The organism is Achromobacter insuavis (genome assembly GCF_902859645.1).
Lineage (GTDB): Bacteria > Pseudomonadota > Gammaproteobacteria > Burkholderiales > Burkholderiaceae_B > Achromobacter > Achromobacter insuavis.
This window is the reverse complement of the sequence record NZ_CADIJR010000020.1, coordinates 39,431-64,015: the sequence shown is the minus strand read 5'-3', so window position 1 is coordinate 64,015 and position 24,585 is coordinate 39,431. Positions and strand designations below refer to the sequence as shown.

The window sequence follows — 24,585 nt, the reverse complement described above, 5'->3', positions numbered from 1 at the left end:
TATAGAGGCTCAGTGTCCGCCCAATGTACGTTGGTAGACGTCGACCGTGGCTTGCGCGAAACGCGCCAGGTTGAAGTCGCGCTCGGCGGTCTGGCGGGCGTTCGCCCCCATGGTCCGCACCTGCGCCGGGTCATCCAGCATGAGGCGCAGGCGCGCGGTCATGGCGGCCACGTCGCGCACCGGCACGATCCAGCCGTCGACGCCGTCGGTCACGTTCTCGGGCAGGCCGCCGGCGTCGGTCACCAGCGCCGGCAGGCCCAGGCCCATGATCTCGCGGCAGGCGAACGACAGCGCCTCGCGGTACGACAGCACGAAGCCGGCGTGGCACGAGGCCAGCGCCGCGCGCACGTCGTCGAGCAGGCCGGGGAAACGCACCTGGTCGATCATGCCGAGCTCGCGCACGCGGTCGAGCTTGGCCTCGGACGGCGGGTCGCCGGCCACCAGCAGCAGCACGCGCTCGCGGTCGCCCGGCGGCAGCGCCGCCACGGCGGCCACCAGGTCGAGCCAGCCCTTGTCGTAGTCGGTGCCGCCGGCGCTGCCCAGCAGCAGTTTGCCGCGCCAGTCCGGGCCGAAGAAGATTTCGCGCAGCTTGTCCAGGCTGTCGGGCGGCGGCGGCGCGAAAAAGCGCGTGTCGATGCCGTGCCGGATGGTGGTGATGGGCCGCTTGCCGTAGGGCGAGGCCGCCAGCAGGCCATGGATGTAGTCGCTGACCGCGATGCTGTGGTCGGTGGCCAGCGCCACGCGCAGCTTGTGGCCGAAGCTGGCGACCGGATGGTCGTTGTGCTTGGTGAAGACGATGCGCGGGCGGCGCGGCATGGCCAGCGTCGCCAGCATCACCTGCTTGTGGTCGGCCGAGCCGTTGGCGTGGATGATGTCGAAGCGGCCGTCCTTGATCAGGCGGCGCAGCCGCGCGCGGTCCTTGAACCAGGACGACGGCCGCGTGGTGTAGCGCATTTCCACCACGGTCACGCCCGGGATCGCCTTGGCGTAGCGGTACAGGCGGCTGGTGGCGGGCGCGGCGACCGTGATCTGGTGCTCGGCGGCCAGGGCGCGCGCCAGGTTGATGATGTAGGTGACGTGCCCCCCGCCGTTGTTGGCGTGGAAGTTGGTGTAGAGGATTCTCACTTGTTCTTCTCGGCCAGGAACATCAGCTTCGAATAGCGGAAGAAACTGCCCGAGGCGGCTGTCACCGCCAGCACCAGGCCATGGCGGCCGTCGAGAAAGCCGCGCCGGATCAGGTAGATGCGCACGAAGGTCCAGAAGCTGTGGCCGAGCGCGCCGAGCACGGAGGTGCGGCGGCCCTTGGCGTACATCATGGCGGCGGCGTCGGACGAGTAGCGGTTGATCTTGGTGATCAGCGCGTCCAGGTTGTCGTACGGGTAATGCTGGAAGTGGCCTTCGAGCCGCAGCGGCGCGCGGCCGTCGGCCGGCACCACGCGTTCGTGCACCACCACGTCGTTGAACCGCGCGGCGCCGCGCTTGAACAGGCGCAGCACGTAATCGGGCCACCAGCCGCTGTGGCGGATGTCGCGGCCGCAGAAGTTCGACAGGCGGGCGATCTCGTAGGCGTCGCCGCGCGGCGCGGCGAGGGTGGCCTGGATCTCGCGGGCCAGTTCGGGCGTGACGCGCTCGTCGGCGTCGATCGACAGCACCCAGTCGCCGGTGGCCAGGTCGAGCGCGCGGTTCTTCTGCGGGCCGAACCCGGGCCAGTCGGCCGTCACTTCGACCCGCGCCCCCAGGGCCCGCGCCAGCTCGACCGTGCCGTCGGTGCTGCCCGAATCCACCACGATGAGCTCGTCGGCGAAGGCGACCGACTTGAGGCAGTCGGCGATGTTGGCCGCTTCGTTCTTGGTGATGACAATGACTGATAACTTCATCCGCGATTCCTAAGACGCTTTTTCCAGGCTTTCCAGGCGTGATAGCGCGGCCCCCAGAAGGGATCGCGCGACAGCCAGATGCGCCGGTTGAGCCAGCTGCCGCCCTGGTTGCGGACCGCGAAGCGGTAGATGTGCCCGGGATCGGCGCCGGGCGCATTCTGGCCGAACGGGTCGGTCGTGTACAGGTGGCGGAACCCGGCCTGGCGGGCGGCCGCCACGTAGTCGGCGTCGAAATAGCCCTGCGGCCAGCAGAGGTGGTCGCTGGCCTGCCCCAGCCGGCGCGTCAGCGTCTCGCGCGAATCGGCCAGTTCCTGGGCGATGTGGGCGCGCTTGGCGTCGACGTCGGCGCCGCAGACCTTGTCCCAGCGCGTGTGGGTATGGGTATGCGAATGGAATTCGAAGGTGCCGGCGGCGCGCATCGCCTCGATTTCGCTCCAGCGCAGCATGACGTCGTCGGCGCGGCCTTCGGCGATCAGCTTCTTGCTGGCGTCATGGTCGGGCGTGGCCGGCAGCGGCAGGCCCTGGCCGGCGTGCGGGCGCACCGGCCCGTCGCCGATCCAGCCGGTGATGGTGAACAGCACGGCGCGCATGCCGTGGCGCGCCAGCACCGGATGGGCGTGGACCCAGTTGTTGAGATAGCCGTCGTCGAAGGTGATCAGCACCGAGCGCTCGGGCGCCGGCGCGCCGGCCAGATAGGCGGCGAACTGATCGGTCGACAGCGACTGGTAGCCGGCGCGCGCCAGGCGCGCGATCTGGGCCTCGAACACGTCGGGCATGGCGTTGATCATGCCGCCGGCCGGCGTGACGTGGTGGTACATCAGCACCGGGACGTTGGGCGCGTTCATCGACGCCGCTCCGCCAGCCAGCGGGTGTAGACGGCCTCGGTGGTCTCGGCCAGGCGGGCGGGCGAGAACACGCCCTCTTCCCAGACCATCTTGCGGCCGGCCTCGCCCATGCGCTGGCGCAGCGCGGCGTCGTCGATCAGTCTTTCGAGCGCGGCGGTGAGCGCGGCCGGGTCCTTGGGCGGCACCAGGATGCCGGTTTCACCGTTGCGGAACATCTCGGACACGCCGCCGACGTCGGTGCCGATGACCGGCAGGCCGCTGGCCTGCGCTTCGACGTAGACGGTGCCGGACGCCTCCTGCTGGGTCGCCAGCGCGAACAGGTCGCAGCCGGCCAGCAGGTTGGGCACGTCGCGGCGCGTGCCCATCAGGTGGATGCGGTCGGACAGGCCGCGTTCCGCCACATAGGCCTGGGTCTGCTCGAACACCGGCGAGCCGCCGCCCACGAACACCAGGTGCAGCTTGGGCCGGGTCGCCATCAGCGGCGCGATGGCGTCGATCAGGTCCTTGTGGCCCTTGGTGGCGCGCATCACGGCGACACAGCCGACCACCAGGTCGTCCGGCGCCAGCCCGAGCTCCTCGCGCAGGGTCGAATGCTCGACCGGCGGCGGCAGCACGATGGGCGAATAGACCGTAGCGACGCGGTCGGCCGGCACGCCGCGCTCGATCAGGTGCTCGCGCACGTGATCGCTGACGGTGGTGACGCGATGCGGCAGGCGCGTGTACGACCAGAGCGAGCCGACCTTGTTGGACAGGTGGCGGGTGCGCACGATCAGCGGCGTGCCCGCCAGGCGGCCGGCGGCCGCGGCGATCACGGTGTCGCGCCGGCTGTGGGTATTGAGCACGTCGAAACGGCCCTCGCGCAGGATGCGGCGGATGGTGGCGACGCCCTTCAGGTAATTGACCGGCCCGTCCATCTCCAGCGTGTGGACGGTGAAGCCGGCGTCCGACAGGCGCTCGGCCAGCAGCGCGTTCGGCTGGCAGATGGCTTCCAGGTGATGGCCACGCGCGCGCATGGCGTTCATCTCCTTGAAGATACGGCCTTCCTGGCCGCCGAAACTGGTGGCGGCTTCCGAGTGGACGATGCGCATCAGTACGTGACCTCCACGCCGTTCGGCTTGGTCCAGGCGTTCAGGTTCTCGAGCAGCGTGTCGGCCATGCGCACGCGCCATTCCTCGCCCAGCCGCACCGTGCAGAGGAAATTGTTCTTGGTGTAGACGATGTCCACCGGCACGCCGGGGATGCCGTTCTCGGGCTCGGCGCGGAACGGGTTGAGCATCTGGCGCAGGCGCGCGGCGTCGGCGCCGCCGTTGAGCTTGACGCGCAGCGACTTGGCGCGCGCCTCGCGCGCCAGCTGCAGGTCATAGAGCTGCTCGGCGACGATGCGCATGCCGCCCGAGTAGTCATCGTTGCTGACCTTGCCCTGGACGATGACCAGCTGGTCTTCGCGCAGGCGGTTACGGTGCTTTTCGTAGAGCTCGTTGAAGACCGAGATCTCGACCTGCGCGGTGCCGTCGTCCAGCACCGCGAACACCATCTTGCCGCGCCGGGTCATCATGACGCGCACGCTGGCCAGCACCCCGCACATCCATTGCAGGTCGCGCTGCGGCTCGACCCGCGCCAGCTGCATCGGCACGATCTGGCGCACTTCGTCGCGCCAGGCGTCGAACAGGTGGCCGCTGTAGTAGTAGCCCAGCGCCGATTTTTCCTCGGTCAGCTTCTTGTGCAGGTCCCACGGCGCGACCTTGGCCAGTTCGCCGGCCACCACGTCGCTGCTGTCGTCGCCGAACAGCGAGGACTGGTTGGCGCTGCGGGCGGCCTGCTCGGCCGCTTCCATGGCGGTCGGCACCGAGGCCAGCATGGCGGCGCGGTTGGGTTCGATGGTGTCGAACGCGCCAGCCTTGATCAGGGCCTCGATGGTGCGGCGGTTGACCGCGTGCTTGCTGACGCGGCGGCAGAAGTCGAACAGGTTCTGGAACGGGCCGCCTTCCTTGCGGGCGCGCAGGATGTCCTCGACCGCGCCCTGGCCGGTGCCCTTGACCGCCCCCAGGCCGTAGCGCATGGTGCGCGGCGGCTTGCCCTTTTCGGTGTACCGGTCGGCCACCGGCTCGAAGCGGTAGCCCGAGAAGTTGACGTCGGGCGGCAGCACCTCGACGCCGTTGTCCTGGGCGTCACGGCAGAAGATCTGGACCTTGTCGGTGTCGTCCATGTCGGAGGACATGGTGGCGGCCAGGAACTCGGTCGGGTGGTAGGCCTTGAGCCAGGCGGTCTGGTAAGAGATCAGCGCGTATGCGGCCGAGTGCGACTTGTTGAAGCCGTAGCCCGCGAACTTCTCCATCAGGTCGAACAGCTTGACCGCCAGGTCGGGGTCGTGGCCCTTTTCCTTGGCGCCCTGCTCGAACAGCTCGCGGTGCTTGGCCATTTCCTCGGGCTTTTTCTTGCCCATGGCGCGGCGCAGCAGGTCGGCGCCGCCCAGCGAGTAGCCGCCGATGATCTGCGAGATCAGCATCACCTGTTCCTGGTAGACGATGACCCCGTAGGTGCTCTTGAGCGTGCTCTCCAGATCGTTGTGGAAGTAGTCCACCGCGGCGCGGCCGTGCTTGCGGTTGACGAAGTCGTCCACCATGCCCGATTCCAGCGGCCCCGGACGGTACAGGGCCAGCATGGCGATGATGTCTTCGAAGGTGTTGGGCCGCAGCTTCTTGAGCAGCTCCTTCATGCCGCGCGATTCCAGCTGGAACACCGCGGTGGTGTTGGCGTCGCACAAGATCTTGTAGGCGGCCGGATCGTCCAGCGCCAGCGCCATGACGTCGAAGTCGCGCTTGTCGGCGTTGAACTGGCGCACGTAGCGCACGGCCCAGTCCAGGATGGTCAGGTTGCGTAGGCCCAGGAAGTCGAACTTGACCAGGCCGGCGGCTTCGACGTCGTCCTTGTCGAACTGCGACACCGCGCTGTTCTCCTGCCCCGCCTGGCAATACAGCGGGCAGAAGTCGGTGAGCTTGCCGGGCGCGATCAGCACGCCGCCGGCGTGCATGCCGATGTTGCGGGTCAGCCCTTCGAGCGGCTTGGCCAGGTCGACCAGCGCGCGCACTTCCTCTTCCTGCTCGTAGCGGTCCTTGAAGGCCGGCTCGTCTTTCAAGGTGCGTTCGAGCGACCACGGATCCATCGGGTTGAACGGGATCAGCTTGGACAGGCCGTCGCAGAACATGTAGGGCATGTCCAGCACGCGGCCGGCGTCGCGCACCACGGCCTTGGCGCCCAGCGTGCCGAAGGTGGCGATCTGGCTCACGGCGGCGCGGCCGTACTTTTCCTTGACGTAGTCGATGACCCGTTCGCGGTTGTCCTGGCAGAAGTCGATATCGAAGTCGGGCATCGAGACCCGCTCGGGATTCAGGAAGCGCTCGAACAGCAAGTCGTAGCGGATCGGATCCAGGTCGGTGATGCCGAGCGCGTACGCGACCAGCGAACCGGCGCCCGAGCCCCGGCCCGGACCGACCGGCACGCCGTTGTTCTTGCCCCAGTTGATGAAGTCCTGCACGATCAGGAAGTAGCCCGGGAAGCCCATCTGGATGATGGTCTTGCATTCCCAGCGCAGGCGCTCGTAGTACTGCTCGCGCTTGGATGCGCGCTCGGCCTCGTCCGGGAACAGGAAGGCCATGCGCTTTTCCAGGCCCTCTTCGGACAGCTGCACCAGGTAGTCGTCCAGCGACACGCCGTCGGGCGTGGGGAAATTCGGCAGGCGCGGCTTGCCCAGCACCAGGCTGAGGTTGCAGCGCTTGGCGATCTCGACCGTGTTGGCCAGCGCCGAGGGCACGTCGGCGAAGCGGCGCGCCATTTCCTCGGAACTGAGCAGGTACTGCTCTTTGGTGAAGCGGCGCACGCGGCGCGGGTTGGCCAGGATCTCGCCTTCGGCGATGCAGACGCGGGCCTCGTGCGCCTGGAATTCGTATTCGTCCAGGAACTGCACCGGGTGCGTGGCCACCACTGGCAGGCCGGCCTCGGCCGCCAGGCGCATGGCGGCCTGGGTGTAGGCTTCGTCGCCGTCCATGCCGGCGCGTTGCAGCTCGATGTAGTAGCTGCCCGGGAACAGGTGCGCCCACTGGCGCGCCAGCGCCAGCGCCGAGACGGCGTTGCCGGCGTCCAGCGCCTGGCCGACGTCGCCGCCGCGCCCGCCCGACAGCACGATCAGGCCGTCCTGGCCCTGCAGCCATTCACGGCGGATCTCGGCGCGGCCCTTGCCCTGATTGGTCAGGAACGAGCGCGACAGCAGTTCGCACAGGTTCAGGTAGCCCTGGTGGTTGCGCACCAGCAGCAGCACGCGGAATGGCTTGGCCGGATCCTCGTCGTTGCTGAGCCAGACGTCGCAGCCGGCGATGGGCTTGATGCCCGCGCCGCGCGCGCCCTTGTAGAACTTGATCAGGCCGAACAGGTTCGACAGATCGGTCAGCGCGACGGCCGGCTGGCCCAGCTTCGCGACGCGCTTGATGAGGTCGGGGATGCGCACGATGCCGTCCACCACCGAGAATTCGGAGTGGACACGCAGGTGAACAAATGGGGACGGGTTTGTTACGGCTTCGGACATAGGAAGAATTGTACCTAGTCGGAAGACCGAAAACCGCCCTTTGGCCGATTCGGCCGCCGCCCGCCGGGCGCCCCTGTGTAACAATAGGCGGTTGGACCTGACTCACCTGCCGCAGGACGAGATTTACGTATGAAATGGCTGATTCCCGGGATCTGGCTCGCCGCCATCCTGTTCGCGCACTTCCGTGGCCGCGTCAAGCTGCCGCTGGGCCGGCAACTGCTGGACCACTCGGTGCTGCTCGCGCCGGTCAACGCCTTCATGGTGCTGAGCTCGCGCGTGCCGTCGACCCCCTACCTGACCACCAGCGAGATCGCCGAGCTCAAAGTGCTGGACGACAACTGGGAGACGATCCGCGACGAGGCCCTGCAGATGGCCGAGATGCGCCGCATCAAGGCTGCCGACAGCCACAACGACATCGGCTTCAATTCGTTCTTCAAGTACGGCTGGAAGCGCTTCTACCTGAAGTGGTATGACGCCCGCCACCCGTCGGCCGAGGAACTGTGCCCCAAGACGGTGGCCATCCTGAAGACGCTGCCCAAGGTCAAGGCGGCCATGTTCGCCGAGCTGCCGCCGGGCGGCAAGCTCAACGCCCACCGCGATCCGTTCGCCGGGTCGCTGCGCTACCACCTGGGCCTGGCCACGCCCAACGACAACGGCTGCCACATCATCGTCGACGGCGAAACCTACAGCTGGCGCGACGGCGAGAGCGTGGTGTTCGACGAGACCTACGTGCACGAGGCCTACAACCACACCGACCAGAACCGCATCATCCTGTTCTGCGACGTCGAGCGGCCGCTCAAGTGGGGCTGGGCCGAGGCCTTCAACCGCTGGTTCGGCCGGGTGGTGATGTCGGCGGCCAGCTCGCCCAACGACGGCGGCGACCAGACCGGCGCCATCAACAAGCTGACCCACGCGCACTGGGTCATCGACCAGAAGCGCAAGGCCTTCAAGGCCTGGAACCGCAATGTCTACAAGGCCACCAAGTACGGCCTGATCATCCTGGTGATCGCGGGCTTCATCGCCCTGTGATCGGGCCGACCGCGCGGATCGCGCGGTCATCACGCCACCACGGCGGGCCATCCGGCCCGCCGTTCCCCACCCTACCCCGCGTCGCGTTCCGGCAAGGTCAACAGGCCGGTGTGGTAGTCATAGCCGTAGATCTCGCCATAGCGGCCCCATTCCACCGCGATCTTCAGCACGCGCTCGGCTTCGTCGGGCTTGAGGAACTCCTCCAGCGAATCCAGGAAGTTCTTTTCCGGCAACTCGCCGGCGGGTTCCTGCTCCAGGCTATGGCGGATGTGCGCGGCCAGCGGCACGTGCGCCAGCAGCTGGCGGCCGAAGATGGCCTGCTTCTGGCCCTGGTCGGCCTGCACGTAGCGCTGGCCCAGCGGCGTCAGGAAGATGTCGCCCTTGTCGATCTGGGCCAGTCCGAACAGACCCAGCGCTTCGCAGGCCGGCAGCAGGTCGTCGTCCGAGATCTCGGCTTCCTCGGCCAGCTTGGGCAGGTCGGCGCGGCCATTGAACGGCGCCTCGGCCAGCACGTCCAACACGCCTTCCATGCGCTCGACTTCGGTCTGCGGAAAGCGGTAGCCCAGGCCCTGCTGGCGCGGCGTCGGCACGTCGTGCGCCGGGCGCTGCGTCATCAGCGCGTAGACCTCGTCGATCAGCGCCCGCACCTGCGGCGAATCGGCGTTGCGCGGCCGCGGCAGGCCGATCTGCACCTGGCTGCGGATGCGGCCCGGATCGCTGGAGAACACGATGATGCGGTCGGCCATCATGACCGCTTCCTCGATGTTGTGCGAGACGATCAGGATGCCCTTGGTCGAGATGCGGCTCTCGTCCCACAGTTCCAGCATGTCGTCGCGCAGCGTTTCGCCGGTCAGCACGTCCAGCGCCGAGAAGGCTTCGTCCATCAGCAGCACGTCCGGGTTCATGACCAGCGCGCGGGCGATGCCGACGCGCTGGCGCATGCCGCCGGACAGTTCGCGCGGCAAGGCGCCGCCGAACCCGCCCAGGCCCATCAGGTCGAGCACCGCGTCGGCGCGCTTGGCGCGTTCGGCCGGCGCCACGCCCTGGGCTTCCAGCCCCAGCTCGACGTTCTGCTGCGCGGTCAGCCACGGGAACAGCGCGAACGACTGGAACACCATGGCGATGCCCGCCGCCGGGCCGTACACCGGCTGGCCGCGGTAGGTGACGGTGCCCTGGTCGGCATTGACCAGGCCCGCCATGATGCGCAACAGGGTCGACTTGCCCGAGCCGGACTTGCCCAGCAGGGCCACGATCTCGCCTTCGTGCAGGATGAAGTCCACGTGTTCCAGCACGTTGCGGGCAGTGCCGTCGGCGGCGCGGAACGACTTGCCGACATCGTGCAGTTCGATCAGGAAATTGGAATTCATGAAGACTCCTACCGGCCGCGGTCTTCGGCCAGCAAATACAGTTTGCGCCAGAAAAACCGGTTCAACAGCATGACGAAAATGCTCATGACGCCGATGCCGAGCGCGATGCGGTGGAAATCGCCCTGCTCGGTCATCTGCTTGATGTAGCTGCCCAGGCCATCGGCCATCAGCGAGGTATTGCCCCAGGACACGTACTCGGCCACGATGCTGGCGTTCCAGGAGCCGCCGCTGGCCGTGATGGCGCCGGTGATGAAGCTGGGGAAGACGGCCGGCAGGTAGACCCGGCGCCACAGCAGCCAGCCCTTCAGGCCGAGGTTGCTGGCGGCCAGGCGCAGTTCGTTCGGAATGGTCGAGGCGCCGGCCACCACGTTGAAGAGGATGTACCACTGGGTGCCGAAGATGATCAGCGGGCTGAGCCAGATGTTGGGGCTGAGCTTCAACGCCACCATCACGAACACCACCGCCGGGAACAGCAGGTTGACCGGGAATGCCGCCAGGAACTGCGCCACTGCCTGCACCCGCTGCGAATACTTGGGCCGCAGGCCGATCCAGACCGCGATCGGCACCCAGATCAGCGACGCCAGCCCGATCAGCACCATCACCCGCAACAGCGTGATGCCGCCCAGGCCGATCACGTGCAGCACTTCGCTCCAGCCCACCTCCGCGTGCACGAAGACGACCAGCTTGTAGGTGGCCAGCAGCGCGCCGGCGGCCAACAGCGCATCCCAGACCCGGGTCCAGCGCGGGTCTGGCGCCTTGGCACGGGCCCGGATCGAGGTGCCGTCGTACGACACGCTGAACCAGCCCAGCGCGCGCCGCATCTGCGCCCAGAACATATTGGACAGCGCCTGCATCCAGCGGCTGCGGCGGGTCCAGTCCAGCAGCCAGGACTGCTGCGCCACGTCGGCCTGCGATTCCTCGAAGCGGAACTTGTCGGCCCAGGCCAGCAGCGGCCGGAAGAACAATTGGTCGTAGAGCAGGATGCCGGCCATCATGGCGCCGATGGCCCAGGCGATGGCGCGGCCGTCCTCGGCGTCGATGGCCACCGCGATGTACGAGCCGATGCCGGGCAGCTTGATGTCCTGCCCGGCCACCGAGATGGCCTCGGCCGCCACCAGGAAGAACCAGCCGCCGGACATGGACATCATCATGTTCCACAGCAGGCCCGGGGTGGCGTACGGCAGTTCCAGGCGCCAGAAGCGCTGCCAGCCGGACAGCCGGAACACGCGCGCGGCCTCGTTCAGTTCGGCCGGCACGGTGCGCATCGACTGGTACAGGCTGAACGCCATGTTCCAGGCCTGCGAGGTGAAGATGGCGAAGATCGCCGCGCACTCGACCCCCAGCAGATTGCCGGGAAACAGCGCGATGAAGGGCGCGATGGCGATGGCCTGGAAACCCAGGATGGGCACCGACTGGAGGATGTCCAGCATCGGGATCATGGCTTTTTCGGCGGTGCGGAACTTGGCCGCGATGGCGGCGAAGATGAAGCTGAACAGCAGCGAGAAGGCCAGCGCCGTGAACATCCGCAGAATGGTGCGCAGCAGGTAGTACGGCAGGTAGACCGGATCCAGCGAGATCGGCAACTCTTCGCCGACGGCAAAGGGGCGGCTCATCTGCGAGGCGCCGTAGGCCATCGCGGCCAGCACCACCAGCACCAAGGGAAGAAGCGCCCAGTCCCAGCGGTTGGGCGAGGAGCGGGACGACGAGGACGGGCGCGTCCGGGTGCTGAAGAGCTCGAACATGTCGGCAATGCTCCAGGGAGCGGGGTGAAGGCCCGCGCATTGAAGCATAACCAGATGACGCGTCACTGAACAGAAAACGACTGAAATCTGGGTGTAATACGGGACGGCTCGCGCCGCCCCGCATCCCTCGGGCGAGACGGCCGCGGCCCGCCTCGCCCGGACCCGCGCGTCAGCGCTGCAGGGACTCCCAGCTTTTCATCAGCCGCTTGACCGATACCGGCATCGGCGTGCGCAATTCCTGCGCGAACAAGGCCACCCGCAGCTCCTCCAGCAGCCAGCGGAACTCGTCCAGGCGGGGGTCGGGCGCCCCCTTCAGGGCCGAGCGGGCGCGCTGGTACTGGGTCACGAGCGGCGCCATCTCGGCCACCAGCTTGGCGTCGCGGCCCGGATCGGCGCGCAGCTTGTCGATGCGCGCCACCGCCGCCTTCAGGTAGCGGGGGAAATGCGACAGCTGGGCGTACGGCGTATCGCGGATGAACCACTTGGGCATCAGCGCCCCCAGCTGCTGCTGCAGGTCGGCGTAGGCCGCGGCGTGCGGCTTGGCCTGCGGCAGCTTGCGCTGCAGGGCCGCGTACTCGGTCAGCACGGCGCCCGCCAGGCGCGCCACTTCCTGGGCCAGCAGGCCCAGCCGGCCCTTGCCCTCGGCCCGGCGCGCCTCGAACTGCTGTTCATTGACCGGCCAGGGCTCGGCCAGGCAGGCCTGGCCCAGGGCGCAGTCGATGATCTGGTCGCGCAGTTCCTCCTGCGTGCCCAGCGTCATGTAGAGCATGCTGATCTTGGTCAGGTCGGCCAGGTTCTTTTCCAGGAATTTGACCTGCTCGCGCAGGCCCAGCCGGAACAGCTTGAGCAGGCCGGCGCGGTGCGCCTTGCGGGCCTCGTCCGGGTCGTCGAACACGTCCAGGTCGCAATGCGCGCCACGGTCGACCAGCGCCGGGTAGCCGATGACCGACTGGCCGCGGCGCTTGATCTCCATGATTTCCGGCAGCGGACCGAAGGTCCAGGCGGTCAGGTTCTCGTGCGCCAGCGCCTGCGCCACCTGGGTGTCGCTGGCGGCCAGTTGCTGGAAGGTGGCCTGGGCCTGCTTGCCGAACTCGGCGCGCAGCTGCGCCAGGTTGCGGCCGGCGGCCAGCATGCGGCCGTGCTCGTCAACCACGCGGAAGTTCATGAACAGGTGCGCCGGCAGCGTTTCGAGCTTGAAGTCGGCGGCGGCCGGACGCACTTGCACCTGATCCCACATGTCGGCGATCAGGGCGTCCACCAGGCCGGTCTGGGGGTCGCCCAGGCGCTCGAACCAGCGGTCGTAGAAGCCGGCCGCGTAGTCGGGCAGCGGCACGCAGTGGCGGCGCAGCTTCTGCGGCAGCGACTTGAGCAGCAGGTGCGCCTTTTCCTTGAGCATGCCGGGCACCAGCCATTCGCAGCGCGCCGGATCGATCTGGTTCAGGGCGAACAGCGGCACCGCCAGCGTCACGCCGTCGCGCGGCGAACCGGGCTCGAAGTGGTAGTCCAGCGCCATCGACACGCCCTGCCACTCGACCTTCTTGGGAAAGACGTCGGTGGTGACGCCGGCGGCCTCGTGCCGCATCAGCTCGTCGCGCGTCAGCAGCAGCTTGGCGGCGGCGGCCTTGTCGAGCCCGTTGACCCATTTTTCGAGGGTCGCGGTCTGCGAGATGTCGGCTGGCAGCTGGCGGTCGTAGAAAGCGTAGATCAGCTCGTCGTCGACCAGGATGTCGGGGCGGCGGGTCTGGTGCTCCAGTTTCTCGATGCCGGCGATCAGCTTGCGGTTGTGGGCCACGAAGGCCAGGCGCGTGTCGATCTCGCCCGGCACCAGCGCCTGGCGGATGAAGAGCTCGCGCGCCTCGCGCGGATGGACCCGGCCGTACTGGATGCGGCGGCCGGTGTAGATGGTCAGGCCGTAGAGCGTGGCGCGTTCGTTGGCCACCACCTGGCCGGCCTTCTTCTCCCAGCGCGGGTCGGACCAGTTCTTGCGGATCAGGTGGGCGCCGACCTTTTCCAGCCAGACCGGGTCGATGCGCGCCACGCAGCGCGCGTACAGCCGGGTGGTCTCGACCAGCTCGGCGGCGACGATCCAGCGCCCGGCCTTCTTCACCAGGCGCGAGCCCGGATGGATGTGGAAGCGGATCTCGCGGGCGCCCTGGTAATGGCCGCCCTCGTCGCTCTTGAAGCCGATGTTGCCCAACAGGCCCGATAGCAGCGCCATGTGCAGCTGTTCGTAGGTGGCCTCGAGCTGGTTGACGCGCCAGCCTTGCTCGCCCACCAGGGCGGCCAGCTGGGTGTGGACGTCGTGCCATTCGCGCAGCCGGATGGGCGACAGGAAGTTCTGCCGCAGCAGGCCCACCAGCTTGCGCTGCGAGGCCTTGTGCTGCACCTGCTCGCCGTACCAGCGCCACAGTTTGAGGAAGGAAATGAATTCGGACTTGTCGTCGGCGAACTTGGCGTGCGCGGCTTCGGCCGCCTCGCGTTCCTGCATGGGCCGGTCGCGCGCGTCCTGCACCGACAGCGCCGAGGCGATGATCAGCATCTCGGCCAGGCACTGGTGCTCGCGCGCCGCCAGGATCATGCGGCCGATGCGCGGGTCCACCGGCAGCTTGGCCAGTTCGTGGCCGGTCTGGGTCAGGACGAACGAGGCGCCGGTGCGGCTGGCGTCGTCGCCCTCGTCGGCGGCGGCCAGCTCGATCGCGCCCAGCTCCTGCAGCAGGTGGTAGCCGTCGGCCACCGCGCGCCCGGGCGGGGCCTCGACGAACGGGAACTGCTCGATGTCGTCCAGCTTGAGCGACTTCATCCGCAGGATCACCGAGGCCAGCGAGGAACGCAGCACCTCGGGGTCGGTGAAAGCGGCGCGGGCGTTGAAGTCGGCTTCGTCGTAGAGGCGGATGCAAAGGCCCGGGCCGACCCGGCCGCAACGGCCGGCGCGCTGGTTGGCCGATGCGCGGCTGATCGGCTCGATGCGCAGCTGCTCGACCTTGTTGCGCCAGGAATAGCGCTTGACGCGCGCCAGGCCGCTGTCGACCACGAAGCGGATGCCGGGCACCGTCAGCGAGGTTTCCGCCACGTTGGTGGCCAGCACGATGCGGCGCGCGTTGCCGCGCGGGTGGAAGATCTGTTCCTGCTCGGCCTGCGACAGGCGCGCGTACAGCGGCAGCACCTCGGTGCCGGCCGGGTGGCGCTTGCGCAGCGCCTCGGCCGATTCGCGGATCTCGCGCTCGCCCGGCAGGAACACCAGCACGTCGCCGGGGCCGTGGCGGGCGCATTCGTCGACCGCGTCGACGATGGCGTCGATCAGGTCGCGCTCCTCGTCGCCCGACATGCGCTCGCGGTCGCGGGCCGGCTTGGCCGGCGCGGCCGCTTCCTCGGCTTCCTCGCGCACCGGGCGGTAGCGCACCTCGACCGGGTACAGCCGGCCCGAGACCTCGATCACCGGCGCCGGCTTGTCCTCGGACGCGGCGAAATGGCGGGCGAAGCGCTCGGCGTCGATGGTGGCCGAGGTGATGATGACTTTCAGGTCAGGCCGGCGCGGCAGCAGCTGCTTGAGATAGCCCAGCAGGAAGTCGATGTTGAGGCTGCGTTCGTGCGCCTCGTCGATGATGATGGTGTCGTAGCGGCGCAGCAGCGGATCGCGCTGCGACTCGGCCAGCAAGATGCCGTCGGTCATCAGCTTGATCGACGCATTGGGGCCGGTGCGGTCGTTGAAGCGCACCTGGTAGCCCACCACCTCGCCCATCGGCGTGTTCAGTTCCTCGGCGATGCGCTTGGCCACCGAGGTGGCGGCCAGCCGCCGCGGCTGGGTGTGGCCGATCATCTTCTGGCGGCCACGGCCCAGTTCCAGGCAGATCTTGGGCAGCTGGGTGGTCTTGCCCGAGCCGGTCTCGCCGCTGACGATGACCACCTGATGGCCGGCGATGGCGCGCGCGATTTCCTGGCGCCGCGCGCTGACGGGCAGGTCCTCGGGGTAGGTCACGGCGGGAATGGGCCGCTCGGGGCGGGGCGCCTGGCGGGCCGCCGGGGCCGCGGCGTCGGCGCGCGGCTTGCCGGGGGCACGGGTCGGCCCGTCGGCCGGCACGGGCGGCCGCGGGCGGGAGGATTCTGGCATGTACGATTTGTCCGGTTAGCTGCCTATTATATAAACGCCCCGCGGCCATATAATTTCGCCACGCCGTCCCGTGACGGCGCGTTGACGCGGCCCTCGCCGCGTTGTTGCCACTCTCAGGAACACCCCCACCCATCATGCCCGACCTGGAACCAGACACCGTCTCCGCCCTTGAAGCCCCCGAATTCGCCCCTGCCCAGTTCGTCCGATGGTTCCGAGACGTGGCGCCCTACGTGCACGCGTTCCGAGGCAAGACCTTCGTGGTGGCGTTTGGCGGTGAATTGGTGCAGGCCGGGGCGCTGAACACGCTGGTGCAGGACTTGTCGCTGCTGTCGTCGCTGGGCATCCGGCTGGTGCTGGTGCACGGCTCGCGCCCCCAGGTCAATGAACAGCTGCGCCTGAAGGGCTTCACCCAGCAATTCGACCGCGGCCTGGCGCCCACCGACGCCGCCGCGCTGGAATGCGCCAAGGAAGCCGCCGGCGAGATCCGCCTGGACATCGAGGCCGCCTTCAGCCAGGGCCTGCCCAACACGCCGATGTCGCACGCGCACATCCGCGTCATTTCGGGCAACTTCGTCACCGCGCGCCCCACCGGCGTGCTCGACGGGGTGGACTACAAGCACACCGGCCAGGTGCGCAAGATCGACGTCGACGCGCTCAAGTTCGCCATCGAGAAGGGTTCCTCGGTGGTGCTGCTGTCGCCGCTGGGCTTCTCGCCCACCGGCGACGCCTTCAACCTGGCCATGGAAGACCTGGCCACCAGCGTGGCCGTGGCGCTGCGCGCCGAAAAGCTGATCTTCCTGTCCAGCGGCCAGGGCGTGCTGAACGAGGACGGCTCGGTCGACACCGAGCTGGCCCGGGTCGATGCCGACGCCCTGCTCACCGCCGGTGTGCTCGACGAGGAAACCGGCGCCTACCTGCAGTACGCGTCGCTGGCGGTCAAGCGCGGCGTGGCCCGCGCCCACCTGGTGCCGTTCGCGCTGGACGGCAGCGTGCTGCTGGAGATCTTCACCCACGACGGCGTCGGCACCATGGTGGTGGAAGACACGCTGGACGACCTGCGCCCGGCCACGCTCGACGACGTCGGCGCCATCCTCAGCCTGATCGAGCCGCTGGAAGCCGACGGCACGCTGGTGCCGCGTCCGCGCAGCGTGATCGAACGCGACGTCGAGAACTTCACCGTGCTCGAGCACGACGGCGTGATCTACGGCTGCGCCACGCTGCACAACTTCCCCGAGGATCACATGGCCGAGATGGCCTGCCTGATCGTGCACCCCGAATGGCAGGGCTCGGGCGAAGGCGAGATCCTGCTGCGCCACATGGAATCGCGCGCCCGCGCCAGCGGCGCCAAGCGCCTGTTCGTGCTGACCACCCGCACCTCGCACTGGTTCATGAAACGCGGCTTCGTGCAGGGCGGCATCGCCGACCTGCCGCGCGAAAAGCAGAACAACTACAACCGCTCGCGCAACAGCCTGGTGTTCATCAAGAAGCTGTAACGCGGCGCCGCCCCGGGCTGACCCGGGGCCTACCCGCAGTGCCCGCAGGGGCTTGGCGACCTTCCGGCGCCAAGCCCGCTAAAATGGCGCATTACCCATTCTTTCCGGCAGCGAACCATGGCCCGTACCATCAACTGTGTGAAATTGAAGCGTGAAGCCGAAGGGCTCGATTTTCCGCCCTACCCCGGCGAACTCGGCACCCGCATCTGGCAGAGCATTTCCAAGGAAGCTTGGGAAGAGTGGAAGCAGGTGCAGACCCGCCTGGTCAACGAAAACCGCCTGAACCTGGCCGACGCCCGCGCCCGCAAGTACCTGCAGCAGCAGATGGAACGCTTCCTGTTCGAGGACGGCAGCGTCGAAGCCCAGGGCTACGTTCCGCCCTCGGCCTGACCCCGCCGCGCCGCCCCGCGCGGCACGCCTGCGAAGCCCCTCGTTCACGAGGGGCTTCGCGCTTCTGGCCGGAGCGCCCAGCCGCCCCCGGCGCCTGCCTTAAGATTCCGTTGTTGCTGGCCGTACTAATGCCGTCATGAAAGAAGAACCGAGTTCCGCCGCTTCCTCCGACCTGCCCCGGGCCATCCAGCGCGCGCTGGCGGTCGCCCCCGACCGCAAGACCGGCACGCTCAACGACGTGCGGCACGTCGTCATCCTGATGCAGGAGAACCGTTCCTTCGACCATTATTTCGGCGCCCTGCCGGGCGTGCGCGGCTTTGCCGATCCGCATCCGGCGCCGACGCCGGCCGGCGACGTGCTGACCCAGGCCGACGGCGCCCAGCGGCTGCGTCCCTATGCGCTGCAGGCCGAGTACGCCAGCGACACGCCGGTCGGCTACATCACCCCGCACACCTGGGATGACGCCCAGCGCGCCTGGAACGACGGCCGCATGGACCAATGGCTGGCGGCCAAGAGCCGCCTCGGCCTGGGCGCCTATCGCCCCGCCGAGGTGCCGTTCCAGACGGCGCTGGCCAACGCCTTCACGCTGTGCGACGCCTACCACTGTTCGATCCAGGCCGGCACCAATCCGAACCGCCTGTTCCTGTGGACCGGCAGCAACGATCCCCAGGGACGCGCCGGCGGCCCGGCCCTGGTCAACACCTTCGACCGTCTCGGCCCGGCCGACCAGGGCTACGGCTGGACCACCTACCCGGAACGGCTGCAGGCCGCCGGCATCGACTGGCGCATCTACCAGGACATGGCGGACAACTTCCACGACAACCCGCTGGCGGGCTTCCGGCAGTACCGCCGCCAGCACGCCGCCACGGCCGCCGAGGCGCCGCTGCGCGACCGGGCCCTGTCGACCCATACCCTGGACGACCTGGCCCGCGACGTCGAGCAAGGCACGCTGCCGCAGGTGTCGTGGATCATCGCCCCGGCCGCCGATTCCGAGCACCCCGAGGTCTCGTCGCCGCGCCAGGGCGGCGCCTACACCGAACGCGTGCTCGAGATCCTGACGCGCAATCCCGAGGTCTGGAACGGCTGTGTGTTCTTCGTCACCTATGACGAGAACGACTGCTTCTTCGACCACATGCCGCCCCCCGCCCCGCCGGCTCGCGCGCCCGACGGCCGCTCGGGCGGCCTGTCCACCATCGAGCTGGACGGCGAATACCACGACACCCGCCACGGCCCCAGCGCCGCCACCCCGGACGACCCGCCCGCCCTGCACGGCCGCGGCTTCGGCATGGGCCCGCGCGTGCCGATGCTGGTGGTGTCGCCCTGGAGCCGCGGCGGCTGGGTCAACTCGCAGGTGTTCGACCACACCTCGGTGATCCGCTTCCTCGAAGCCCGCTTCGGCGTGGCCGAACCCAACATCAGCGCCTGGCGCCGCGCCGTGGCCGGCGACCTGACCTCGGCCTTCGATTTCGCCGGCGACCGCGCCCTGCAGCACGCCGACAGCGTGCGCCACGCCTGCGCCCTGCCCTACGCGCTGGAGGCGGTCGGCCGCATGACCGCCGACGGCGAGCACTACCGCCTGACCTTCCGCAACGCCGGCAGCGTCGGCGCCGTGCTGCACGTCTACGACCGCCGGGCGCTGGCGCACGCGCCGCGCCGCTACACCGTGGGCGCGGGCGCGCGGCTGGACGACGGCTGGCGCCTGGATGCCGACGGCGCCTACGACCTGTGGCTGCTGGGCCCGGACGGCTTCCATCGCCACTTCCGCGGCGACCGCGGCGATGCCGGCCTGCTGGAAACGCAACTGGTGCCGGTGACCTCGGGACTGCGCCTGCGCCTCATCAACCACGGCGACACGCACCAGGCGGTCCACATCGAATCGCGCATGGGCGACGGCTGGCGCGCCATGGCGCACGTGCAGGCCGGCGGCGCGCTGGAACTGAAGTACGCCGGCTGCGAGGGCTGGTACGACCTGGAGGTCAGCGCGCAGGGCCTGGCGCGGTTCGGCCGCCGCCTGGCCGGGCGCATCAATCCAGGCAAGTCCGGCGTGCCGGACCCGCGCCTGTGCCAGGGCGCCGACCTGCCCTTGTAGAACACATCCTCCCCGGCCGATGCCCGCGCCGGACAAGAAAAAAACCCCAGGCCGCCGCGAGGCGCCTGGGGTTTTCGCGTTCCGCGCGCGCCGCCCGGAAGGCGGTTCGCGATCAGTCGTCCTGCTCGGGCGTGTCTTCTTCACCGCGCGCCAGGCGCTCGGTGTTCTTGACGCCGGTGTGACGCACGTCGGCGCCCTTGACCATGTAGATCACGCGTTCGGACATGTTCTTGGCATGGTCGCCGATGCGCTCGAGCGCGCGGGCGATGAAGATCATGTCGATGGCGCGCGAGATGGTGCGCGGGTCTTCGATCATGTAGGTGATCAGGTGGCGCAGCGCGCCCTTCCATTCCTTGTCCACTTCCTTGTCGCTGCGCACCACGGCGGCGGCCAGGATGGGGTCGAGGCGGGCGAAGGCGTCCAGGGCCTGGTGCAGCATGGTGCGCACGTTCGAGGCCATGTGGCGCAGTTCGATCACCGGGATGTGGCGGATTTCGGATTCGTGCACGCGGCGCGCCACGGTGGCGACCTTCTCGGCCTCGTCACCCGAGCGCTCCATGTCGGTCAGCATCTTGGACACGGCCATCAGCATGCGCAGGTCGATCGCGGTGGGCTGGTGACGGGCCAGGATGCGGCTGATGCTTTCGTCGATCTCCACTTCGTGGCGATTGACTTCCTTTTCGCGCTCGCGCACCTTCTCAACCAGCGTCAGATCGCCGCTGGCCAGCGCGTCGATGGCCTCCTGGATCATGGCTTCGACCACGCCGCCCATTTGCAAGAACTGCGAACGGACGCTTTCCAGATCAGCGTCGAACTGCTTGTTTGTATGCTCCGTCATCCGGGCTCCCTGCGTGGTTGATCTCATTGCATTGCCCCGATATGAAAGCGTTTCAAGTATGGGCCTGCACAACCCGCAAGGTTATGACCCAAGTGTGACAGGATTATGAATCGCGGCCAGACCGCCCGCAAGGGCGGCCGAGCCCGCTATCCGCACTCAGGCGCGGCGATCCAGGCGGCGGATGCCGTTCTGGGTGGCCAGCAGCGCCACGTCGGCGCCGGCGATGGCGAACAGGCCGCAGGTGACCACGCCCGCCAGGTTGTTGACGCGGGCTTCCAGGCCCGGCGCGTCGGTGATCGACAGGCCGGCGACGTCCAGGATGACGTTGCCGTTATCGGTGACGAAACCTTCGCGCAGGCGCGGCTGGCCGCCCAGCGCCACCATGGCGCGGGCCACCGATTCGCGCGCCATCGGGATGACCTCGATCGGCAGCGGGAACTTGCCCATGACCTCGACCAGCTTGGACTCATCGACGATGCAGACGAAGCGGTCGGCCACCGAGGCCACGATCTTCTCGCGCGTCTGCGCGCCGCCGCCGCCCTTGATCATGTGCAGGTTGGCGTCGATTTCGTCGGCGCCGTCCACGTAGATCGGCATCGAGGTCACGTCGTTCAGGTCCAGCACTTTCAGGCCATGGCCGGCCAGGCGCGCGGCGCTGCGCTCGGAACTGGCGACGGTGCCGCCGATACGGCCCTTGAAACGCGCCAGGCCGTCGATGAAGAGATCGGCGGTCGAGCCGGTGCCCACGCCGATGATGACGTCGGGGCCGGCGACCTGTTCAACCAGTTCCAGGGCGGCGTCTGCGGCTTGCTGCTTGAGTTCTTGCTGGGAGAGCATGGCGAAAATGCGGAAAATTGGTGAGTGAAGCGGGGAAATTTAGCATGCGGCCGCCGCCGGCCAGGCCCGCGCCAGGATCGCGGCCACGTCGATGCCGGCCGGCAGCTCGCCGAACACCCCGCCCGCCGCGCCCAGGCGGCTGCCGACGAAACCCCGCGCCACCGGCTCGGGCGCATGCCGGATCAACAGCGCCGCCTGCCACAGCCGCGCCAGCCCGCAGGCGATGCGGCGGGCCTGGAACTCGGCCTGGGCCGGATCCGCCAGCAGCGCCCGCCACTGCGCCAGCGCCGCGTCGAACTCACGATGCTGGCCCGAGGCGGGCGCGAACTCGGCTTCCAGCGCCGGCAGCGCCTCGGGCTCGCGCTGCAAGGCCCGCAGCACGTCCAGCGCCATCACGTTGCCCGAGCCTTCCCAGATGGAATTGACCGGCGTTTCACGGTACAGGCGCGGCATCGGCCCCTCTTCGACGTAGCCGTTGCCGCCCCAGGCCTCCATGCATTCGGCCACCGCCGCGATCGCGCGCTTGCAGACCCACAGCTTGGCGGCCGGCGTGCCGACCCGCGCCAGCGCGCGCGCCCCGGCGTCGGCGCGCTCGTCCACCGCGCGCGCCAGCCGCAGCGCCAGCGCCTGCGCGGCCTCGGCCTCCAGCGCCAGGTCGCCCAGCACGTTGCGCATCAGCGGTTGCGCCAGCAGTGGCTTGCCGAAGGCGTGGCGGTGACCGGCATGGTGCAGCGACTGCACCAGCGCCTGGCGCAGCAGCGCGGCGCTGCCCAGCACACAATCGAGCCGGGTGGTGGCGGCCATCTCCAGCAGCACCGCCAGGCCGCGGCCCGGCTCGCCCACCATGACGCCCCAGGCGTCCTCGAACTCGACTTCGGCGCTGGCGTTGCTGTGGTTGCCCAGCTTGTCCTTCAGGCGGCGGATGCGCACCGCGTTGCGCAGGCCGCCCGGAATCCAGCGCGGCACGAAAAAGCAGCTGAGCCCTTCGTTGGTCTGCGCCAGCACCAGGTGGGCGTCGGCCTGCGGCACCGAAAAGAACCATTTGTGGCCCACCAGCTGATAAGCGCAGCCGCGCCCGGCCGCGCCCAGCGGCGTGGCGCGGGTGGTGACCGCGCGCAGGTCGGAACCGCCCTGCTTTTCGGTCAGACCCATGCCGATCAACGCGCCGCGCTTGCCCGCCAGCGGCGCATCGGCGCCGTCGAATTCACGCGAATACAGCGCCGGCAGCCAGTCGCCGCCGTAGTCCACCACGCCCGCCGGTTCGCGCTGCAGCAGCGGCACGGCGGCAAAGGTCATGGTGGTCGGGCACAGCGTGCCGGCCTCGACCTGGCCCTGCATCAGATAGGCCGCGGCCCGCGCCACCTGCGCGCCCGGCACCGGCTGCGCCCAGGCGCGGCTGTGCAGGCCGCGCGCCACGATGCCGCTCATCAGCAGTTGCCAGGCCGGATGGAAATCCACGTGGTCGATGCGATGGCCGGCCCGGTCGTAGGCCACCAGCCGCGGCGGACAGCGGTTGGCGTCGGCGCCGGCGGCCAGCGTCTGCGCCCGTCCAAGCCAGGCGCCATGCGCGGCCAGGTCGCCGGTCCAGGCGCCGGCGCCCTCGCGCGCGGCGGCCTCGCGCAGCGCCGGGTCGGTGTCGAACAACGAATAGTCTTCCAGGGGCGGGACCTGGTTAAGGACGGTATGAGTCACGAACGACGGCATGCTGACTGCTCCTATTCGCTATTCGATGGCGCGCCGCGACGGCCGGCGCGTCCCGCCCGCGCGCCTATCTGGCGATGGGCGCCACCCGCTGCCAGGGCCGCAGGGCCTCGACCTGGGCGGCCAGTTCCAGCAGCCAGGCCTCGCTGCCCAGCGGGCCCATGACCTGGATGCCGATCGGCAGGCCGTCGGCCGACAGGCCGAACGGAATGGAAATGGCGGGCATGCCCGTCAGGTTGGCCAGCGGCGCGAACGGCGAATAGCCGATCACGCCCTTCTTGCCCAGGCGGTAGGCCAGGTAGTCGGCGTTGTCCATCGCGTAGCGGCCGATGGGCGCCGGCAATTGCGCCAGCACCGGCGACAGGAACAGGTCGTGGCCCTGCGTGCCTTCGCGATGCAGGAAGCGGCCGATGCGGCGCGTGATCTCGTGGCAGGCGTCGACGCAGGCCACGTACTGGGCGCCGGAAATGGCGCGGGCGTATTCGCGCGCGCCGAGCGTGGTGGGCTGCAATTCGTCGGCGGCGAGCCGGCGGTTGCGGGCGCCGACGTAGCTGTCGATGGCGTTGGCGGCGGCGCTGGCGATCAGCGGCAGCATCGGCGACAGCACTTCCTCGGAACCCACCGGCGGCGCGGCCGCCACCAGTTCGTGGCCCAGGCCGGCGAACAGGCGCGCGGCCTCGTCGACCGCGGCCGCGACCTCGGGATGGATGGCCTGGCCTTCGTAGGTGGTGTTGATGTAGGCGATGCGGCGGCGCGGCGCCGAGCGCGGATCGGCCGCCACTCGCGCCACGATGTCGCGGTAGGACTCGCCCGGCCTGGCTGGCGCGGCATAGGGCGCGCCAACATCGGCGCCGGCGCTGATGTCCAGCGCCGCGGCGCAGTCGCGCACCGACAGGGTCATCATGTGTTCGGTGGCCAGGCCGCCCCAGCCCTCGCCCTTGAGCGGTCCCAGCGGCATCATGCCGCGCGAGGGCTTCAGGCCGAGCACGCCGCAACACGAGGCGGGAATGCGGATCGAGCCGCCGCCGTCGCTGCCGTGCGCGATGCGCACCATGCCGCTGGCCAGCGCCGCGCCGGCGCCGCCGCTGGAACCGCCGGCGCTGTGGCCGGCCTTCCAGGGGTTCTGGGTGGGCGCGCCGTAGACGGGCGATTCGCTGGTGGGGCTCAGGCCCAGTTCGGCGCTGGTGCTGCGGCCGAACGGGATCAGGCCGGCGCGGCGGTAGCGCGTGACGATCTCGGCGTCGACGCTCCAGTCGACCTGGCCGTACAGCACCGAGCCCATGGCGCTAGGCAGGCCCAGCGCCGCGGTGCCAAGGTCCTTGAGCAGGGTCGGCACGCCCAGGAACGGACGTTCGTCCAGCAGGGCGAGCCGCTGCTCGTCTGTCAGCGCCGCCAGCTCGCCGTCCAGCGCGCGCGCCAGGTCCAGGCCCAGTTCGGCCTGCACGCCGCAGGCCGCGTTGATCGACGGATTGCGCGCCGCCACCCGCTCCAGCGCCTGCTGCATCGCGGCAAGCGCCGTCGTGGCTCCCTGGGCGATATCGGCGCCCAGCGCCATCGCGTCGAAGGAAGAGGAATCAACTCGGTCAGCCGTGCCCATGCTTACGATGCTCCAGATATCGACGGCGGAATGCCGCAAGTATGAGGATATCGACAGAGCGCCCGGGTCACAAGCCGGGCCCGGCGACGGCCG

16 protein-coding genes are annotated in these 24,585 nt (G+C 69.1%); 4 read left to right on the top strand and 12 right to left on the bottom strand.

What is annotated here, in order from left to right; all coding sequences use genetic code 11:
* Nucleotides 1-9: 9 nt before the first annotated feature.
* The 5 genes from H0523_RS13025 to dnaE are packed head-to-tail and all read right to left on the bottom strand — an operon-like array spanning nt 10 to nt 7,301.
* Complete coding sequence (locus H0523_RS13025; protein ID WP_054434405.1) at nt 10-1,125, bottom strand: glycosyltransferase family 4 protein; 1,116 nt, start codon at nt 1,123-1,125, stop codon at nt 10-12.
* Nucleotides 1,122-1,877 (bottom strand): glycosyltransferase family 2 protein, encoded by a 756-nt coding sequence (locus H0523_RS13020; RefSeq protein ID WP_054434403.1) that lies wholly within the window; start codon nt 1,875-1,877, stop codon nt 1,122-1,124. Before H0523_RS13020 ends, H0523_RS13025 begins: the two co-directional genes overlap by 4 nt.
* Nucleotides 1,874-2,722 carry a polysaccharide deacetylase family protein gene (locus H0523_RS13015; protein ID WP_054434402.1) on the bottom strand — a complete coding sequence of 283 codons (849 nt, stop codon included), beginning with the start codon at nt 2,720-2,722 and terminating at the stop codon, nt 1,874-1,876. The genes H0523_RS13020 and H0523_RS13015 overlap by 4 nt, the downstream gene beginning before the upstream one ends.
* Nucleotides 2,719-3,810 carry a glycosyltransferase family 4 protein gene (locus H0523_RS13010; protein ID WP_054434400.1) on the bottom strand — a complete coding sequence of 364 codons (1,092 nt, stop codon included), beginning with the start codon at nt 3,808-3,810 and terminating at the stop codon, nt 2,719-2,721. The genes H0523_RS13015 and H0523_RS13010 overlap by 4 nt, the downstream gene beginning before the upstream one ends.
* Nucleotides 3,810-7,301: a DNA polymerase III subunit alpha gene (gene dnaE, locus H0523_RS13005; protein ID WP_054434398.1), complete on the bottom strand. Its 3,492-nt coding sequence runs from the start codon at nt 7,299-7,301 to the stop codon at nt 3,810-3,812. The genes H0523_RS13010 and dnaE overlap by 1 nt, the downstream gene beginning before the upstream one ends.
* Before the next feature lie 129 nt (nt 7,302-7,430).
* On the opposite strand from dnaE, the gene lpxO reads away from it, so the two are divergent.
* On the top strand, nt 7,431-8,330 hold the full coding sequence (lpxO, locus tag H0523_RS13000; RefSeq protein WP_054434396.1) for a lipid A hydroxylase LpxO: 900 nt from the start codon (nt 7,431-7,433) through the stop codon (nt 8,328-8,330).
* Between the two features lie 71 nt (nt 8,331-8,401).
* Here lpxO and H0523_RS12995 read toward each other — a convergent pair whose 3' ends face one another.
* From H0523_RS12995 to hrpA, 3 genes are all read right to left on the bottom strand, one after another.
* A complete protein-coding gene (locus H0523_RS12995; protein WP_054434394.1) occupies nt 8,402-9,697 on the bottom strand; it encodes an ABC transporter ATP-binding protein in 1,296 nt (431 codons plus the stop codon).
* Between the two features lie 8 nt (nt 9,698-9,705).
* Nucleotides 9,706-11,439: an ABC transporter permease gene (locus tag H0523_RS12990; protein ID WP_054434392.1), complete on the bottom strand. Its 1,734-nt coding sequence runs from the start codon at nt 11,437-11,439 to the stop codon at nt 9,706-9,708.
* Between the two features lie 169 nt (nt 11,440-11,608).
* A complete protein-coding gene (gene hrpA / locus H0523_RS12985; RefSeq protein ID WP_231691927.1) occupies nt 11,609-15,547 on the bottom strand; it encodes an ATP-dependent RNA helicase HrpA in 3,939 nt (1,312 codons plus the stop codon).
* Nucleotides 15,548-15,681: 134 nt separating this feature from the next.
* On the opposite strand from hrpA, the gene argA reads away from it, so the two are divergent.
* The 3 genes from argA to H0523_RS12970 all read left to right on the top strand — a co-directional run bounded on the left by argA (nt 15,682) and on the right by H0523_RS12970 (nt 19,519).
* Nucleotides 15,682-17,040, top strand: coding sequence for an amino-acid N-acetyltransferase (gene argA / locus H0523_RS12980; protein WP_054434388.1), 1,359 nt, complete (start codon nt 15,682-15,684; stop codon nt 17,038-17,040).
* A 117-nt stretch (nt 17,041-17,157) separates the two neighbouring features.
* Nucleotides 17,158-17,430 (top strand): oxidative damage protection protein, encoded by a 273-nt coding sequence (locus H0523_RS12975; protein ID WP_006393887.1) that lies wholly within the window; start codon nt 17,158-17,160, stop codon nt 17,428-17,430.
* 136 nt (nt 17,431-17,566) lie between these two features.
* Nucleotides 17,567-19,519, top strand: coding sequence for a phosphocholine-specific phospholipase C (locus H0523_RS12970; RefSeq protein WP_054434386.1), 1,953 nt, complete (start codon nt 17,567-17,569; stop codon nt 19,517-19,519).
* 112 nt (nt 19,520-19,631) lie between these two features.
* Here H0523_RS12970 and phoU read toward each other — a convergent pair whose 3' ends face one another.
* From phoU to H0523_RS12950, 4 genes are all read right to left on the bottom strand, one after another.
* Entirely contained in the window at nt 19,632-20,357 is a 726-nt protein-coding gene (phoU, locus tag H0523_RS12965) for a phosphate signaling complex protein PhoU (RefSeq protein WP_006393885.1), read from the bottom strand.
* A gap of 156 nt (nt 20,358-20,513) precedes the next feature.
* A complete protein-coding gene (rpiA, locus tag H0523_RS12960) occupies nt 20,514-21,194 on the bottom strand; it encodes a ribose-5-phosphate isomerase RpiA (protein ID WP_054461217.1) in 681 nt (226 codons plus the stop codon).
* Nucleotides 21,195-21,233: 39 nt separating this feature from the next.
* The gene (locus H0523_RS12955; RefSeq protein ID WP_054461221.1) at nt 21,234-22,898 is read right to left on the bottom strand and encodes an isovaleryl-CoA dehydrogenase; all 1,665 of its coding nucleotides are present in this window, start codon (nt 22,896-22,898) and stop codon (nt 21,234-21,236) included.
* A gap of 64 nt (nt 22,899-22,962) precedes the next feature.
* Nucleotides 22,963-24,492 (bottom strand): amidase, encoded by a 1,530-nt coding sequence (locus H0523_RS12950; protein WP_054434382.1) that lies wholly within the window; start codon nt 24,490-24,492, stop codon nt 22,963-22,965.
* Nucleotides 24,493-24,585 lie beyond the last annotated feature (93 nt).

What these genes read in the sequence shown, in the direction of transcription:
- phoU (WP_006393885.1), bottom strand. Translation starts at nt 20,357, where the DNA reads ATGACGGAGCATACAAACAAGCAGTTCGACGCTGATCTGGAAAGCGTC.
- lpxO (WP_054434396.1), top strand. Translation starts at nt 7,431, where the DNA reads ATGAAATGGCTGATTCCCGGGATCTGGCTCGCCGCCATCCTGTTCGCG.
- H0523_RS13010 (WP_054434400.1), bottom strand. Translation starts at nt 3,810, where the DNA reads ATGCGCATCGTCCACTCGGAAGCCGCCACCAGTTTCGGCGGCCAGGAA.
- hrpA (WP_231691927.1), bottom strand. Translation starts at nt 15,547, where the DNA reads ATGCCAGAATCCTCCCGCCCGCGGCCGCCCGTGCCGGCCGACGGGCCG.
- H0523_RS13015 (WP_054434402.1), bottom strand. Translation starts at nt 2,722, where the DNA reads ATGAACGCGCCCAACGTCCCGGTGCTGATGTACCACCACGTCACGCCG.
- H0523_RS12990 (WP_054434392.1), bottom strand. Translation starts at nt 11,439, where the DNA reads ATGTTCGAGCTCTTCAGCACCCGGACGCGCCCGTCCTCGTCGTCCCGC.
- H0523_RS12955 (WP_054461221.1), bottom strand. Translation starts at nt 22,898, where the DNA reads ATGCCGTCGTTCGTGACTCATACCGTCCTTAACCAGGTCCCGCCCCTG.
- H0523_RS12995 (WP_054434394.1), bottom strand. Translation starts at nt 9,697, where the DNA reads ATGAATTCCAATTTCCTGATCGAACTGCACGATGTCGGCAAGTCGTTC.
- H0523_RS12950 (WP_054434382.1), bottom strand. Translation starts at nt 24,492, where the DNA reads ATGGGCACGGCTGACCGAGTTGATTCCTCTTCCTTCGACGCGATGGCG.
- dnaE (WP_054434398.1), bottom strand. Translation starts at nt 7,301, where the DNA reads ATGTCCGAAGCCGTAACAAACCCGTCCCCATTTGTTCACCTGCGTGTC.
- H0523_RS12975 (WP_006393887.1), top strand. Translation starts at nt 17,158, where the DNA reads ATGGCCCGTACCATCAACTGTGTGAAATTGAAGCGTGAAGCCGAAGGG.
- H0523_RS13020 (WP_054434403.1), bottom strand. Translation starts at nt 1,877, where the DNA reads ATGAAGTTATCAGTCATTGTCATCACCAAGAACGAAGCGGCCAACATC.
- rpiA (WP_054461217.1), bottom strand. Translation starts at nt 21,194, where the DNA reads ATGCTCTCCCAGCAAGAACTCAAGCAGCAAGCCGCAGACGCCGCCCTG.
- H0523_RS12970 (WP_054434386.1), top strand. Translation starts at nt 17,567, where the DNA reads ATGAAAGAAGAACCGAGTTCCGCCGCTTCCTCCGACCTGCCCCGGGCC.
- argA (WP_054434388.1), top strand. Translation starts at nt 15,682, where the DNA reads ATGCCCGACCTGGAACCAGACACCGTCTCCGCCCTTGAAGCCCCCGAA.